Origin of the sequence: Amycolatopsis alba DSM 44262, from assembly GCF_000384215.1 — a bacterium.
In the GTDB taxonomy this organism is placed as follows: Bacteria; Actinomycetota; Actinomycetes; order Mycobacteriales; family Pseudonocardiaceae; genus Amycolatopsis; species Amycolatopsis alba.
Genome location: NZ_KB913032.1, coordinates 9576964 through 9591702, shown reverse-complemented (window position 1 = coordinate 9591702; position 14739 = coordinate 9576964). Strand labels below are relative to the sequence as shown.

Genomic DNA, 14739 nt, shown 5'->3' with positions numbered 1-14739 from the left:
CACACCCGTCACAGTGCGCTTCGGTGGCAAGATGTCACGGACCGCGCAGGGCGTTCGAGGGGTTAGGGGAGCGGACCAGGTGGAGGACCACAAGATCGTCCAGCGGAACATCGCGCTGCAGAAGGAGTGGTATGGGGAGCCGCTCGGCGATCGGGTGCGGAGACTGGTCGTCGCCTTCGACATCTCCCAGGCCTTCCTCGCCGAGGTCCTCGGCATCAGCGCGCCCATGCTCAGCCAGGTGATGAGCGGACGGCGGGCGAAGATCGGCAACCCGGTCGTCCTCGCCAAGATGATCATGCTGGAGCGCAAGGTCCTGGTCCCGGCGGTCGCCGCGGGGGACCGCAAGGCCATGCAGGAGGCGCTGGAGGACGTCCGCGATTCGCGGCCGACGGTGGGCCGGGACAGCATCCCGGTCGGTGCCGTCGCCGACGACCAGGGTGTGCTCGTGGCGCTGCGGGACATCGGCGAGGACGAAGACCTCACCGAAGCCGCGAAGCTGCTCGACGACGATTTCCCGTCTCTGGCGGACCTGCTGCGCCGGGCCGCCAAGAACGCCTGACGATGCCGCTTTTCAGTGCGCTGGTCCCGCCTGACAGCGTCCTCGACGAGGTCGCCACCGCGCTGGGCACGCCCGAGGAGGGCGATTTCCGCTGGTCAGCGCGCGAGAACTGGCACGTCACCCTCGGTTTCTACGGCGCGGACGACGCGGCCGGGCGCGGCGAATGGCTCGCCGGACGGCTGGCCGGTGCGGAAGCGATCGACCTCCGGCTGGAAAAGGCCGCGACATTTCCGGGGCTCCTGTGGTTGAGTGTTCTCGGAACCGGGCTCCACGAGCTGGCCGAGAAGGCAGGCGCGGGGAGTGAGGGCAGGCCGTACGTGGCCCACCTGACACTGGCCCGCTTCCCCCGCGACCGGCCTGCAGCCGCGAGCGCGTGGGAGGAGCGGCTGGCCGGGTTCACCAGTGAGACTTGGACGGCGACCGAAGCCGTTCTGATGAGCAGTGAACGAGAGCAAGGCAGTTCGCGCTACCGGGTGATCCGGTCGTACGCGTTGAACCACGCCCGCGCCTGAAGCCGCTGATCACGGGGCTGGTAACCTCGATGATTGGGTCCGGCTGCAGTCCGTGGCGGCCGTGACCGTCTCACCCGGCGTGAAGCATCGTCCGGGCCGCACGGCACAGAACATCTAGGAGCACCACTGTGGCTTTGTCCACCGAAGAGAAGAAGTCGATCCTTGCCGAGTACGGCGTGCACGACTCGGACACCGGATCCCCGGAGGCCCAGGTCGCGCTGCTGACCAAGCGCATCGTCGGCCTCACCGAGCACCTCAAGGCTCACAAGCACGACCACCACTCCCGTCGCGGGCTTCTGCTGCTGGTCGGCCGCCGCCGCCGGCTGCTGAACTACGTGATGAAGGTGGACATCGAGCGTTACCGTGCGCTGATCCAGCGTCTCGGCCTGCGCCGATAGCTTGAACCCGAGGGGGAGTGACCACACCGGCCGCTCCCCCTCGGCTTAAGAAAACACGCGGCGCGAGCGCGCACGAGGAACCGTCCGCCGGTCCTCGGTAGTGGTTCACGGGCAACGGCCCGTGAGCTTCGATCGAAGACCGGCCTCACTCCTCGAGCGTCCGCAGGCGAAACAGGTCCCAGGGTGGGAGACTCGCGCCGTTACAGAGGATCAAAAGAGGAGATACACCCTATGACCGACTCCACCGGAGTCACCGTGCACGAAACCGAAGCCGTGATCGACAACGGCCGTTTCGGCACCCGCACCGTCCGCTTCGAGACCGGCCGCCTGGCCCGTCAGGCCGCCGGCGCCGTCGTCGCGTACCTCGACGAAGAGACCATGCTGCTCTCGGCGACCACCGCGTCGAAGCACCCGAAGGACCACTTCGACTTCTTCCCGCTGACCGTGGACGTCGAGGAGCGGATGTACGCCGCCGGACGCATCCCCGGCGCGTTCTTCCGTCGCGAAGGTCGCCCGTCGACCGACGCGATCCTGACCTGCCGCCTGATCGACCGGCCGCTGCGCCCGTCGTTCGCCGACGGTCTCCGCAACGAGATCCAGGTCGTCATCACCGTCCAGAGCCTCAACCCGGACGACCCGTACGACGTGCTCGCGATCAACGCGGCCTCGGCCTCGACCCAGATCGCCGGCCTGCCGTTCTCGGGCCCGGTCGGCGGCGTCCGCGTCGCGCTGATCGAGGGCCAGTGGGTCGCGTTCCCGACCTGGAAGCAGCTGGAAGACGCCACCTTCAACATGGTGGTCGCCGGCCGTATCGTCGGTGACGACGTCGCGATCATGATGGTCGAGGCCGAGGGCACCGAGCGCACGCTCGACCTGATCGCCGACGGTGGCAAGGCGCCGGACGAGATCGCCGTTGCCGAGGGCCTCGAGGCCGCGAAGCCGTTCATCAAGGTCCTGTGCGAGGCCCAGCAGCAGCTGGCCGAGCTCGCCGCCAAGCCGACCGGCGAGTTCCCGGTCTTCCTGGCCTACGAGCAGGACGCGTTCGACGCCGTCGCCGCCATCGCGACCGACGACCTCGCGAACGCCCTGACCATCGCGGGCAAGCAGGACCGTGACAACGCGACCGACCAGGTCAAGGCCGCGGTGCTGGAGAAGGTCGGCCTGGGCGAGGGCGAAGCCTTCCAGGGCCGCGAGAAGGAAATCGGCGCGGCGTTCAAGGCCCTGTCGAAGAAGATCATGCGCAAGCGCGTCCTCACGGACAAGATCCGCATGGACGGCCGCGGCCTGACCGACATCCGGTCGCTCGCCGCCGAGGTCGCCGTGATCCCGCGGGCGCACGGTTCCGCGCTGTTCGAGCGCGGTGAGACCCAGATCCTGGGCGTCACCACGCTGAACATGCTCCGCATGGAGCAGCAGATCGACTCGCTCTCCCCGGAGACCACGAAGCGGTACCTGCACCACTACAACTTCCCGCCGTTCTCCACCGGCGAGACCGGCCGCGTCGGTTCGCCGAAGCGGCGCGAGATCGGCCACGGCATGCTCGCCGAGCGCGCCCTGGTCCCGGTCCTGCCGAAGCGGGACGAGTTCCCGTACGCGATCCGCCAGGTCTCCGAGGCGCTGGGCTCCAACGGCTCCACCTCGATGGGCTCGGTCTGCGCGTCGACCATGGGCCTGCTGAACGCGGGTGTCCCGCTGAAGGCGCCGGTCGCCGGCATCGCCATGGGCCTCATCTCCGACGAGGTCGACGGTGAGACCCGCTACGTCGCGCTGACCGACATCCTCGGTGCCGAGGACGCCATGGGCGACATGGACTTCAAGGTCGCCGGCACCAAGGACATCATCACCGCGCTGCAGCTCGACACGAAGCTCGACGGCATCCCGTCGGAGGTCCTCGCGGCCGCGCTGAAGCAGGCGAAGGACGCTCGCCTCACCATCCTGGAGGTCATCGCCGAGGCGATCGACGGCCCGGACGAGATGAGCCCGTACGCCCCGCGCGTCACCAGCGTGAAGATCCCGGTGGACAAGATCGGCGAGGTCATCGGCCCGAAGGGCAAGATGATCAACTCGATCACCGAGGAGACCGGCGCCGACATCTCCATCGAGGACGACGGCACGATCTACGTTGGTGCGGCCGACGGCCCGTCGGCGGAGGCGGCGATCGACAAGATCAACGCCATCGCCAACCCGCAGCTGCCCAAGGTCGGCGAGCGCTTCCTCGGCACCGTGGTGAAGACGGCCGCGTTCGGCGCGTTCGTCTCGCTGCTGCCGGGCAAGGACGGCCTGGTGCACATCTCGAAGCTGGGCAACGGCAAGCGGATCGCCAAGGTCGAGGACGTGGTCAACGTGGGCGACAAGCTCCGCGTCGAGATCGCCGACATCGACAACCGCGGCAAGATCAGCCTGATCGTGGTCAAGGAAGAGGACGCCGCCGAGAAGCCCGCCGAGGCCGAGGCTGACAAGGCCGACGCTCCGAAGGCCGACGCGTAAGCAGTCCTGCTTAACCGATGTGAAACGCCGTGAAAGGGTCGTTCGGGGCACTGGCTGTCCTGAACGGCCCTTTCATGACATGTGAGTAAGGGATCCGTTGGCGCGTCAGATCTCCGGGCACGAACAGCCCGTCGGCAGCACCCGCACGCTAGAGTCCACTTCGGACGGTGCGGTGGTCAAGCGCAGTGTGCTGGCCGGTGGCCTCCGGGTCATCACCGAGCACGTTCCCGCGTCCCGGTCGGTGACGGTCGGGCTGTGGGTCGGCGTCGGCTCGCGTGACGAGCCGTCGTCGGTCGAAGGCGCGGCGCACTACCTCGAACACCTGCTGTTCAAGGGCACCGCGAACCGTGACGCCACCCAGATCGCCGAGGAGATCGACGCGGTCGGCGGGGAGTTCAACGCGTTCACCGCGAAGGAGCACACCTGCTACTACGCGCAGGTGCTCGACGAGGACCTGCCGCTCGCGATGGACCTCGTCACCGACGTCGTGTTCGAGGCGCTGTGCACGGACAAGGACGTCGAGACCGAGCGCAGTGTCGTGCTCGAAGAGATCTCGATGCGGGACGACGACCCCGAAGACCTGCTGCACGAGACGTTCGTCGGCGCGATCCTGGGCGATCACGCGCTGGGCCGTCCGGTGCTCGGCAGCGAGAAGTCCATCATCGAGATGTCCGCTTCGGCGCTGCGCGGGTTCTACCGGCGCCGCTACACGCTGCCGCGAATGGTGCTCGCCGTCGCCGGGAACATCGAGCACGGCCAGGTGCTTCGCTTGGTGCGCAAGGCTTTGCGCACCAAACTGACCGGGACGGCGACCCCGGTGCCGCCGCGGGGCGGGCGCGCACGGATCGCGATGGCGCCGAAACTCGCCTTGCACACCGACGACACCGAGCAGGCGCACGTGATGCTCGGCCTGCGGTCACTGCCGCGGCACGACGAGCGGCGGTTCGCGCAGTCGGTGCTCAACGCCGCGCTCGGCGGCGGGATGAGCTCGCGCCTGTTCCAGGAGGTCCGCGAGAAGCGCGGGCTGGCGTACCAGGTGTACTCGTCCGTCGCGAGCTACGCCGATGCCGGGCACATGGCCGTGTACGCGGGCTGTCAGCCGGAGAAGCTCGGCGAGGTCGCCGGGGTCATCCGCGAGGTGCTCGAACTCGTCGGCAAGGACGGGCTGAGCGAAGCCGAGGTCATGCGGGCGAAGGGGCAGCTACGGGGCGGGCTCGTGCTCGGTCTCGAGGACACCTCGTCGCGGATGTCGCGCATCGGCAAGAACGAACTGAACTACGGCCGCTATCTCGGCGTCGACGACACGGTGGCACGGATCGACGCCGTCACCACCGAAGAGGTCTGTGCGCTCGCTCGCACTCTGCTGCGTCGCCCTGGTGGCGTGTCGGCGGCGGCGGTCGTCGGGCCGTACGCTCACGCCGACGACCTGCCGGACGATCTGCACGAGGTGATCGCATCATGACCGCTGGAATTCGCGTCGGTGTGCTGGGCGCACGCGGCCGGATGGGCCAGGAAGTGGTCAACGCCGTCAACGGCGCCGACGACATGGAGCTCGTCGCCGCGCTCGACGCCGGTGACGACTTCTCGGCGCTCAAGCAGGCACAGGTCGTCGTCGACTTCACCCATCCCGACGCGGTGATGGGCAACCTGGAGTTCCTGACCGGCAACGGGATCCACGCCGTGGTCGGCACCACCGGGTTCAGCGGGGAGCGGCTGGAGAAGCTGCGTTCGTGGCTCGCCGCCGACCCGTCGCTCGGCGTGCTCATCGCGCCGAACTTCGCCCTCGGCGCGGTGCTGGCGATGCGTTTCGCCCAGCAGGCGGCCCGGTTCTACAACTCGGCCGAGGTCATCGAGCTGCACCACAACCGCAAGGCCGACGCGCCGTCGGGCACCGCCGCGCATACCGCCCGGCTGATCTCCGAGGCCCGCGCGGAAGCCGGTCTCGCGCCCGGCGAAGACGCGACGACGTCCGAAGTGGACGGTGCCCGCGGCGCGCTCGTCGACGACGTCCGCGTGCACTCGGTGCGGCTGCCCGGCCTGGTGGCGCACGAGGAGATCCTGTTCGGCGGCGAGGGGGAGACCCTGACCATCCGGCACGACTCGTTGCACCGCACGTCGTTCATGCCCGGTGTGCTGCTCGGCGTGCGCTCGGTGCTCACGCGGCCCGGCCTGACGGTCGGACTCGAGAACATCCTCGACCTGTGAGGGCCCGCAATTTCGCGCTGGTGATGACGGCGGCCCTCGCGGTCTACGTCGTTCTGCTGGCAGGCCGGGGGATCGCGTTGCTGGGCACCGGCGAGACGGTTCCGGTGCTCTTCGGTATCGGTGTCCTGCTGCTGCCGCTGCTCGGGGTCTGGATCATCGTGACCACGTGGCGATCCGGCGTCCAGATCCAGCGGCTTTCACGGCGGCTGGACGAGGAAGGCAGCCTGCCCGACGTGTCCGACCTGCCGCGGCGGCCTTCGGGCCGGGTGGATCGCGACGCCGCGGACGCGTGGTTCGACGAGCGCCGTGCCGAGGTCGAGGCGGACCAGGAGAACTGGCGCGTCTGGTACCGGCTGGCTTACGCGTACGAGATCGCGGGGGACCGGAAGCGGGCCCGCGCCACCATGCGGCGCGCCGTCGAACTCGAAGCCGGCTCTCGCTGAGCTGAAGGACGCTGTCCCCTTCAGCTCAGTAGTGGAACCAGCCGGCGAACAGGGCAGGTGACGCGGCCAGCAGGCTGAACCGCAGCCAGCGGCCGAGGAAACCGGTGGCCAGGAAGCTCGCCAGCGGCATCTTCACCAGTCCCGCCAGCACGCTCGTGGCCATGTACGGCGGCAGCCCGAGAATCGAACTCACCCCGTACGTGCCCGCCATCCAGTGCGGATGCCGGTGGCAGCGTTCACGGAGGGCGTCGAGCCGGGCGCGCATCTTCTTGGTGCGCGCCCGCCACCGTTCCCGGCGCGGGGTGGGCGGCCGCTCCCGGTGCAGGCGATCGTGCAGAGGTTTCGGCAGCTTTATCGTGCCCTTCGCGGCGAGGTAGTAGAGCGTCTTCCCGCCGACCTGACCGGCCGCGACGATGGCGCCGAGCAGCAGCCACGGCATCGTCGGCTGGCTGGCGCACAGACCGATGAGGAACATCTCGACACTGACCACGGGCAGGATCGCCGAACCGAAGGCGACGCCGAACGACAGGAGCAACCAGCCCACCATCGTTGCCTCCCCGTTATCTTCGTTCTCTCCAAGTTATCAGCTGAAATACGGGTCGCACTGGGGCCAGCCCCCGTTACCGGCCTCGGGCGCGCACCAGAAGATCACCTGTACGTCGGCTCGCGGCCACCTGCCGCTGCCATCCTGAACGGGTGGCCGACGTGCACGACGCGGTCCGCGGCAAAGGTTTCGCGGATCGCTTCGCCGACTTCTGCGCGGCCGTGGTCCGGCGCCTTCCTTTCGGGCTTGCCCGGCTGGTGGCGCCGAGTTTCCTCGGTTTCGCGCTCATCAACGGGTTCACCTTCGGGGTCGACCTGCTTCTGCTGACCCTGCTTCGCGGCTGGCTCGGGCTGCCGGTGTGGCTGGCGATCACGCTCGCGTACGGGGTGGCGTTCGGGCTGAGCTTCGTGCTCAACCGCAGCATGAACTTCCGCTCGCACGCGCCCGTGGGCAGGCAGGCGGTGCTGTACGTCGTCGCGATCGTCATCAACTATCTGGCGTTCTTGCTCGGCGTCGGCGCGGGACTGGCCGCGCTGGGCGTCGACTACCGCCTGTCCAGGCTCATCGCCGGGGCGTGCGAAGGCGTCTTCATGTACTCGGTGATGCGGTGGGTCGTGTTCGCGAAGTCAGGGAGTGAGCTCGAAGTCGAGGCCGCCGGTGAGCCGGACTTCGCGCACGTTCGTGCTTCCGGTGTCGAGGATGCGGACGGTCCCGTCGGGGGACCAGCCCGCGCGGCGGAAGAAGCCCAATGACGCGTGATCGGTCTGGGCGACCCAGCTGATCCCGCGGGTGGCGCCGTCTTCGCGCAGCCAGGCGGACGCGTTCGCCAGCAGCCGTCCCGCGTGCCCGCGCCGTCCCCAGCGCGGCTCGACCAGCAGTGAGGCGATGAGCGCCGTCGTCGAAGCGTCGTCGGGCAGCGCTCCGTCGGCGGTGGCCACTTCGCTCTCCGGAGCCCGGCCGACGACGCAGAAACCGACGGTGAACTCTCCTTCGGTGGCGAGGAAGACGCGCGTGCCCGCGTACGCGATCGTCTCGGCCCAGGTCTCTTCGAGCTCCGCGAGGTCCAGTCCGGCGACGGCCGCTTCGCCGAGCAATTCCGTGTACGCGCTTCGCCAGGTATCGCGCTGGATGCGGGCGATCTCGGGGGCGTCGGACACGACTGCGGGGCGGACTTCGGCGGCGGCCATGCTGGAAACCTACAGCGGAGCGAAGCTCAATCCGTTGAGGGTGGGGTGGGGAGGAAGGTGGAGTTAGCCTGCCGCCGAAAACTGTCGGTGGCGGATGGCACCATTCCGACGATGAGCACTTCGACCATCAGCGGACCGGCCGCGCGCCGGATCGCCCTGGCCGCGCAGGGATTCGCCGAAGCACGTCCAAGCGGGGCGGTGACGAGACGGCATCTGCAGCGCGTGCTGTCGCGAACCCAGTTGCTGCAACTGGATTCGGTGAACGTCGCGGTCCGCGCGCACTACATGCCGATCTTCTCCCGGCTCGGCGCGTACGAGCCCGCGCTGGTGGACGACGCGGCCTGGTCCCATTCCGCGCGCAAACCCCGGATGCTGGTCGAGTCCTGGGCGCACGAGGCGAGCCTGCTGCCGGTGGCGGACTGGCCGTTGCTGCGGTCCGGGGCGAAACGCATGGGCTGGTGGACGAACTACGCCCGCGTGCTGGAGCAGACGCCCCAGCTGGTGGACGACATTCTCGCCGTGGTCAAGGAACAGGGACCGATCGGCGCGGGCGACATCGAGCGCGCGCTGGAAAGCGATTCGGGCGGCTACAAGCCCGGCTCATGGTGGGAGCGTTCGGAGGTCAAGAAGGCCTGCGAGTGGCTGTTCGGCATGGGGCAGCTGACCACCGGCACGCGCCGGTCGTTCCAGCGGCTGTACGACCTGACAGAACGTGTCGTGCCGCCGGAGATCCTGTCGCTGAGGGTGAGCCCGGAGGAAGGCGCCCGCGAACTGATCACCCGCGCGGCCGTCGCGCTGGGCATCGGCACCGAACCGGACCTGCGGGACTACTACCGGCTCGGCCCCGACGTCAGCAAGCGGGCCGTGGCCGAACTGGTCGACGCGGGTGTGCTGGAACCGGTGACCGTGGACGGCTGGCCCGCCCCGGCGTACCGGCACGTCGCGGCGAAGGCGCCTCGCGCGGTCACCGGCCGCGCGCTGCTGTCGCCGTTCGACCCGCTGATCTGGGAACGCGCGCGGACCGAGCGCATCTTCGACTTCTTCTACCGCATCGAGATCTACGTACCCGAGCCGAAGCGGATCTACGGCTATTACGTGTTCCCGTTCCTGCTGGACGGCGAACTCGTCGGCCGCGTCGACCTCAAATGCGATCGTGCCGCCGGGGTGCTTCGCGTCCAGGGCGCCTTCGCCGAGCCAGGGGTGGACGTCGCGCGGGTCGCGAGCGAGCTGGCGGGCGAGCTGCGGCTGATGGCCGAGTGGCAGGGGCTGGACGGGGTCGCGGTGGGGAAGCGGGGCGATCTCGCCCCCGTCCTCTCGCGCCTCGTGCGCTAGAGGCCTCGTGAGTGGCTAGGGCGGTTGTCGCGGTGTCCTGAAGGCCCCCTTTGAGGCGTTGAACTTCTCAAAGGGGGCCTTCAGGACACCCGTGCGCTCTGGCTCGTTCACGGCCCTGCCCGGCTGACCCCGCGTCCAGTGAGGCCGGGCAGTGTCGCGAAAGCCACTTTCGGGACATCAGGTGTCGCGAAAGTGGCTTTCGCGACACCTGCGGCTGCGGACTCGCGTGACGGAAGGGACGACACGCGTGTCCAGATGGACGCCACGCGGCGGACCCCGTGATCAACCGCGGCCACAATCCAGCAGGCACCTAAGACACCGCCTGCTCCAACCGTCCTGAACACTCACGAGGACGGCCGCTCACTGGGGTCGAAGGCGTGACTGGCGTGATCAGGGACGTGACTCGCGTGCTTGGGCACGGAACTCTCGTGCGGTGTCGCGTCACCCTGCCCACGAGCCCGGCACACGAGGGACCTTTGCTCTCACCCCCGTGGAAAAGTGAGAGCAAAGGTCCCTCGATCCCCCTGCAGTCCGCGGCCTCACCGGGCCGCGCTGGTCACCTTCGCGTCGCCGGTGCCGGTGCGCGCCCGCACCTTCAGCGAGACCTCGGAAGGAGCGGTCTCCGCGACTTCCAGCTCGCTCGACACGGACCCGGTGGTCGACGAGAGGTCGATCTCCGCCTGGACGCCGCCGCGGATCCCGACCCGGACCTCGCCCGAGCCGGTGGTCAGCTCCAGCGACCCGGAGGCGGCGTCCGCCACCGAGAGGTCGCCGCTGCCGGTGCGCGCCAGGACCTCGCCCGCGACCTCGCCGAGCCAGACGTCACCGGTACCGGTCGCGACCGTGGCCGAACCGTTCACCGAGGCCGCTTCGACGGAGCCGCTGCCGGTGCGCAACTGCAGGCCGGACAGTGTCGGCCCGAGTTTGACGTCGCCGGTGCCGGTGCGGACGATCGCCGAACCGTCGGCCCGCTCCAGGCCGATCTTGCCGGCGCCGGTGAGGAGGTCGGCGCGTCCGGCGGAACCGGTCACCGTGACGTCGGCCGCCCCGGCCCGCACCTCCAGATGCGAACCGGCGGGTGCCCGGACGGTCACGGCGAGCGGGATGTTCTTCAGCTGCCAGGCCTTCGGCGCCTGGACGACCAGCCGGTTGCCGACCTTCTCGATCCGCGTCTGCGCCACGGCGTCACCCACAGAGCCGCGGGGGTCGGTGCCGAGCTGGTCGCCGAAGCGTTCCCCGACCCAGCTGAGCAGGCTCGTCATCCCGTCCACCCACGGCTGCTGCTCGCCGCCGTCGCGGCGGACCTCGGCGTGGACACCGCTTTCGCCGGTCAGGTCGATGGTCACCCGGCCGATGGCCACGCTCACGTCGATCTCGATCGGGCCCTCGGCCTCGAAGTCCTCGACGCGCACGATCTCTTCACCCGCGGGAGTGCTTTCCTCGGTCATTTCCGTCCCTCAGTGTCTGGTGGTGAACCCGCGACCGCGATCGACGTCGGCAGGACGCTGCTTGGTCTTCTCCGTCACGGTGGCGGATGAAGGCGCCCTGCCACCGCGATAGCGGGGCCTTCGGCCGGGGCGGGTTCACGCGTTTGGCCGCTTTCGAAGTGTGTCTTCAGCTCCGCCCACAGGCCTCAGCCCTGGACCCAGCCGTGCAGGTGCGAACCGGCACCGCCGCCCGGCTTCTGCTTGTACTGCCAGTGCTCGCTACCGCTCTTGCCCAGCGCCCCCTGGACGGCCTGCGAGACGAACGTGTTCAGCGAAACGCCCTGCGAGGCGGCCGCGGCTTCGGCCTGGCCCTTGACCTGCTCGAACAGGCGCAGCGTGATGCGGGTGATGTCACCCGTGTCCACCTTGGGTGCGCGCGGGGCATCCCGCGGCGCCTCCTGGCGGGGCGCGGACCGCTCGGCGCCCTCCGCGGAGGGCGAGCCGGTGACGACGACGCGCACGTCGCGGCCGTCGAGCCGGACGTCGACGGCGTGTCCTGGCAGTGCCGAAGTCACTTCGGCGGCCAGGTCGGCGAGGGCGTTCATGATGGTCAGCCGGGCGGCCGGCTCCAGCGCCGACGACAGCAGCGCGGCAGCGCGCCGCGTCTGCTCGTCGCCGGCCGAAGCCGTGTTCGCGAGGTCCTCGCGAAGGCTTGTGATGTACGGCGTCAGATCCATGACACCACTATGACGTCACTTGTGATGTCAGTCAAGGAGGCGCTGACGTCACCGTGATGTCGCCGGGGTGTCAGGGAGGGCTGCGGTTACGCTGCTTGGAGTCGTGGAGCAGGGGTCGAAAGGGAGTGCGAACGTGGCCGAGACCGTGTCACCCAAGGTTCAACTGATCGCGAAGACGGAGTTCTTCCCGCCGTCGGACGTACCGTGGTCGACCGATGCCGACGGTGGTGAGGCGCTGGCCGAATTCGCGGGCCGGGCCTGCTACCAGTCCTGGAAGAAGCCGAACCCGAAGACGGCCACCAACGCCGGCTACCTCGAGCACATCATCGACGTCGGCCACCTGTCGGTGCTGGAGCACGGGTCCGTCAGCTTCTACATCACCGGGATCTCCCGGTCGCTGACGCACGAGCTGATCCGTCACCGGCACTTCTCGTACTCGCAGCTTTCGCAGCGTTACGTCCCGGAGCGCGACGCCGCGTTCGTCGAGCCCGACGTCATCGCGCAGGACCCGGAGCTGCACGCGAAGTTCCTCGCCGCCTCACAGGCCGCCGTCGACGCCTACACCGAGCTTCTCGCCGGGCTGGAGGAGAAGTTCGCCGACGTGCCGAGCGCGACCCTGCGCCGCAAGCAGGCCCGCCAGGCCGCCCGCGCCGTGCTCCCGAACGCGACCGAGACCCGCATCGTCGTCACCGGCAACTACCGCGCCTGGCGGCACTTCATCGCGATGCGCGCCACCGAGCACGCCGACGTCGAGATCCGCGCCCTGGCCATCGACTGCCTGCGCGAGCTGCAGAAGGCCTCGGGCAACGTGTTCGCGGACTTCACCATCTCCGCGCTGCCCGACGGCACCGAGGTCGCGTCCAGCCCGAAGGTGCTCGAAGGCTGATGCGACGCCTCGCGATCGACGTCCGGCCCGGCGAGTACGCGGTCGCCCGCCTCGCCCCGGACGCGCCGGTTCCGGCGAACCTGCTCGACCCCGGCGAGCCCGTGCTGATCTCGATCACGCGGACGCCCGAAGAACTGTCGGTGATCTGCCCGGCCGGTCTCGCGCCTGCCGGGGCCACGGTCGAGGACGGCTGGCGGCTGCTGTCGGTCCGCGGGCCGCTGGCCTTCACGCTGACCGGCATCATCGCGGCGCTGTCGAGCGAGCTGGCCGCCGCCGGGGTGGCGCTGTTCTCGCTGTCCACTTTCGACACCGACCACGTGCTGGTCCGGGCTCCCGAACTGGAACGCGCGGTGAAGGCGCTCCGGGAATCCGGCCACGAGGTCACGCTCTGATTCACGAGCTCGGCGAAGGAACCTTTCGGGGCGCGAACGGGTCCGAGTCAGCATCCGGCGCGAACCGAAGGAGCACCGAACCTTGACCGACGAACAGACCCGTCCGTACGGGCCGCCCCAGCAGACGTATCAGGCCGCCGGCGCGCGGATCGTCGCCGGCCGGTACGCCCTGCTGGGCGAGCTCGGCCGCGGCGGGATGGGGATCGTCTGGCGTGCCCAGGACCAGGTGATCGGCCGCCAGGTGGCGATCAAGGAGCTGAAGTTCCCCAACGCGCCCGAGGACGCTTCGGTGCTTTCGGAGCGGATGCTGCGCGAGGTCCGCTCCGGCGGGCGCCTCAACGACCCGGCCGTGGTCACCGTGTACGACGTCGTCACCGAGAACGGCGCCACGTACATCGTGATGGAGCTGGTCGAGGCGCCGACGCTGGCCGATCTGGTCCGCGAGCACGGACCCCTGCCCGCCCAGCAGGTGGCGCTGGTGGGGGAGCGGGTGCTGTCCGCGCTGCGCGCCGCGCACGGCGCCGGGATCGTGCACCGTGACGTCAAACCGGCGAACATCATGGTCGCCCCGGACGGCCGGGTGAAGCTCACCGACTTCGGCATCGCGCACGCCGCGGACGACCCGCGCCTGACCACCAGCGGCATGATCGTCGGCTCGCCCGCGTTCATGGCGCCGGAACGGGTCGAAGGCCGCGACGCGATGCCCGAATCGGACTTCTGGTCCCTGGGCACGACCCTGTTCTTCGCCGCCGAGGGCATCGTCGCGTTCGAGCGTTCGACCACCGCGGCGACACTGCACGCGATCATGACCGAGGCGCCGTACCTGACCAGGGTCCAGGGCCCGCTGGCCGCCGCGATCCTCGGCCTCCTGGTCACCAAGCCCGAAGCGCGGATGTCCTACGACCAGGTCCGCAGCCTGCTTTCGGCGGCACAGGGCGTGCAGGCCCAGCCGACCCCGCCCTCGGGCGGCACGGCGATGATGCAGCCAGGACAGCCGATGACCCGGCTCGCGCCCGCCCCCGCGAAGCGCAACCTCCGTCCGCTGTGGCTCAGCCTGGCCGCGGTCGCCGTGATCGGCGCGCTGGTCGGCGGCATCTTCCTCGGCCGCTGGATGGCCACGCCCGCCGGGAACACGCAGGCACAGCCCACGCTGACCTACGGCATCAACGGCCAGGTCAAGCTCGGTTCCTCCGGGGACTGCTACAACGTGCCCCTCAAAGAGGGCATCAATCTGAACAACGGGACCAGTTGCAGTGACGATCACCTGATGGAGGTCTTCGCGAAGCGCAGCTTGCTCGACGTCGAGTCCTCCTCCGACGACGACGCCAAGGTCGTGGCGTATCCCGGCGCGGAGACGGTGAACCGGATCGCCGAGGCGATCTGCTCGGCGACCTTCAACTCGGACGTCGTCCCGGCGCAGCAGCGGTCGACACTGATCTGGCGGCCCGTCGTGCCGACCGAGGCCGAATGGAACCGTCCGCCCAGCGAGGAGGAGCGGAACTACTCCCGCGGGTTCCTCTGCCTGCTCGCCAAGACCGACGGCAGCCAGATCCCGACGCAGATCACCACCAAGGTCAAATAGGTCACAGAGAGTTTGCGCCGAGTTCGCCTTCGCCACGGAAAATCTCCC

15 protein-coding genes and 1 pseudogene are annotated in these 14739 nt (G+C 69.3%); 12 read left to right on the top strand and 4 right to left on the bottom strand.

Annotated features, from left to right (window positions below):
* Nucleotides 1–79 precede the first annotated feature (79 nt).
* The 7 genes from AMYAL_RS0144265 to AMYAL_RS0144235 all read left to right on the top strand — a co-directional run bounded on the left by AMYAL_RS0144265 (nt 80) and on the right by AMYAL_RS0144235 (nt 6604).
* Complete coding sequence (locus AMYAL_RS0144265; RefSeq protein ID WP_020637742.1) at nt 80–559, top strand: helix-turn-helix domain-containing protein; 480 nt, start codon at nt 80–82, stop codon at nt 557–559.
* 2 nt (nt 560–561) lie between these two features.
* Entirely contained in the window at nt 562–1071 is a 510-nt protein-coding gene (thpR, locus tag AMYAL_RS0144260) for an RNA 2',3'-cyclic phosphodiesterase (RefSeq protein ID WP_020637741.1), read from the top strand.
* A 128-nt stretch (nt 1072–1199) separates the two neighbouring features.
* Complete coding sequence (gene rpsO, locus AMYAL_RS0144255; protein ID WP_003084034.1) at nt 1200–1469, top strand: 30S ribosomal protein S15; 270 nt, start codon at nt 1200–1202, stop codon at nt 1467–1469.
* Nucleotides 1470–1700: 231 nt separating this feature from the next.
* Nucleotides 1701–3956, top strand: coding sequence for a polyribonucleotide nucleotidyltransferase (locus AMYAL_RS0144250; RefSeq protein WP_020637740.1), 2256 nt, complete (start codon nt 1701–1703; stop codon nt 3954–3956).
* A gap of 97 nt (nt 3957–4053) precedes the next feature.
* Nucleotides 4054–5418: a M16 family metallopeptidase gene (locus tag AMYAL_RS0144245; RefSeq protein ID WP_020637739.1), complete on the top strand. Its 1365-nt coding sequence runs from the start codon at nt 4054–4056 to the stop codon at nt 5416–5418.
* A complete protein-coding gene (gene dapB, locus AMYAL_RS0144240; RefSeq protein WP_020637738.1) occupies nt 5415–6161 on the top strand; it encodes a 4-hydroxy-tetrahydrodipicolinate reductase in 747 nt (248 codons plus the stop codon). Before AMYAL_RS0144245 ends, dapB begins: the two co-directional genes overlap by 4 nt.
* Nucleotides 6158–6604, top strand: coding sequence for a tetratricopeptide repeat protein (locus AMYAL_RS0144235; protein ID WP_020637737.1), 447 nt, complete (start codon nt 6158–6160; stop codon nt 6602–6604). Before dapB ends, AMYAL_RS0144235 begins: the two co-directional genes overlap by 4 nt.
* 25 nt (nt 6605–6629) lie before the next feature.
* On the opposite strand, the gene AMYAL_RS0144230 is transcribed toward AMYAL_RS0144235, so the two are convergent.
* A complete protein-coding gene (locus tag AMYAL_RS0144230) occupies nt 6630–7151 on the bottom strand; it encodes a YqaA family protein (RefSeq protein WP_020637736.1) in 522 nt (173 codons plus the stop codon).
* A gap of 149 nt (nt 7152–7300) precedes the next feature.
* Between AMYAL_RS0144230 and AMYAL_RS50705 the strand changes: the two are divergent.
* Nucleotides 7301–7708: pseudogene (locus AMYAL_RS50705) on the top strand (GtrA family protein); the annotation flags it as partial.
* 66 nt (nt 7709–7774) lie between these two features.
* Here AMYAL_RS50705 and AMYAL_RS49000 read toward each other — a convergent pair.
* Complete coding sequence (locus AMYAL_RS49000; protein WP_020637734.1) at nt 7775–8335, bottom strand: GNAT family N-acetyltransferase; 561 nt, start codon at nt 8333–8335, stop codon at nt 7775–7777.
* Nucleotides 8336–8446: 111 nt separating this feature from the next.
* Between AMYAL_RS49000 and AMYAL_RS0144215 the strand changes: the two genes are divergently transcribed.
* Nucleotides 8447–9667, top strand: coding sequence for a winged helix-turn-helix domain-containing protein (locus AMYAL_RS0144215; RefSeq protein WP_020637733.1), 1221 nt, complete (start codon nt 8447–8449; stop codon nt 9665–9667).
* Nucleotides 9668–10206: 539 nt separating this feature from the next.
* On the opposite strand, the gene AMYAL_RS0144210 is transcribed toward AMYAL_RS0144215, so the two are convergent.
* Nucleotides 10207–11115: a DUF4097 family beta strand repeat-containing protein gene (locus AMYAL_RS0144210; protein ID WP_020637732.1), complete on the bottom strand. Its 909-nt coding sequence runs from the start codon at nt 11113–11115 to the stop codon at nt 10207–10209.
* Between the two features lie 185 nt (nt 11116–11300).
* A complete protein-coding gene (locus tag AMYAL_RS0144205) occupies nt 11301–11831 on the bottom strand; it encodes a toxin-antitoxin system HicB family antitoxin (RefSeq protein ID WP_020637731.1) in 531 nt (176 codons plus the stop codon).
* Between the two features lie 133 nt (nt 11832–11964).
* Between AMYAL_RS0144205 and thyX the strand changes: the two genes are divergently transcribed.
* The 3 genes from thyX (at nt 11965) to AMYAL_RS0144190 (ending at nt 14691) form a co-directional block, all read left to right on the top strand.
* Entirely contained in the window at nt 11965–12717 is a 753-nt protein-coding gene (gene thyX, locus AMYAL_RS0144200) for an FAD-dependent thymidylate synthase (protein WP_005156312.1), read from the top strand.
* A complete protein-coding gene (locus AMYAL_RS0144195) occupies nt 12717–13109 on the top strand; it encodes an ACT domain-containing protein (protein WP_020637730.1) in 393 nt (130 codons plus the stop codon). The genes thyX and AMYAL_RS0144195 overlap by 1 nt, the downstream gene beginning before the upstream one ends.
* Nucleotides 13110–13191: 82 nt before the next feature.
* Nucleotides 13192–14691 (top strand): serine/threonine-protein kinase, encoded by a 1500-nt coding sequence (locus AMYAL_RS0144190; RefSeq protein ID WP_020637729.1) that lies wholly within the window; start codon nt 13192–13194, stop codon nt 14689–14691.
* The last annotated feature ends 48 nt before the right edge of the window (nt 14692–14739 follow it).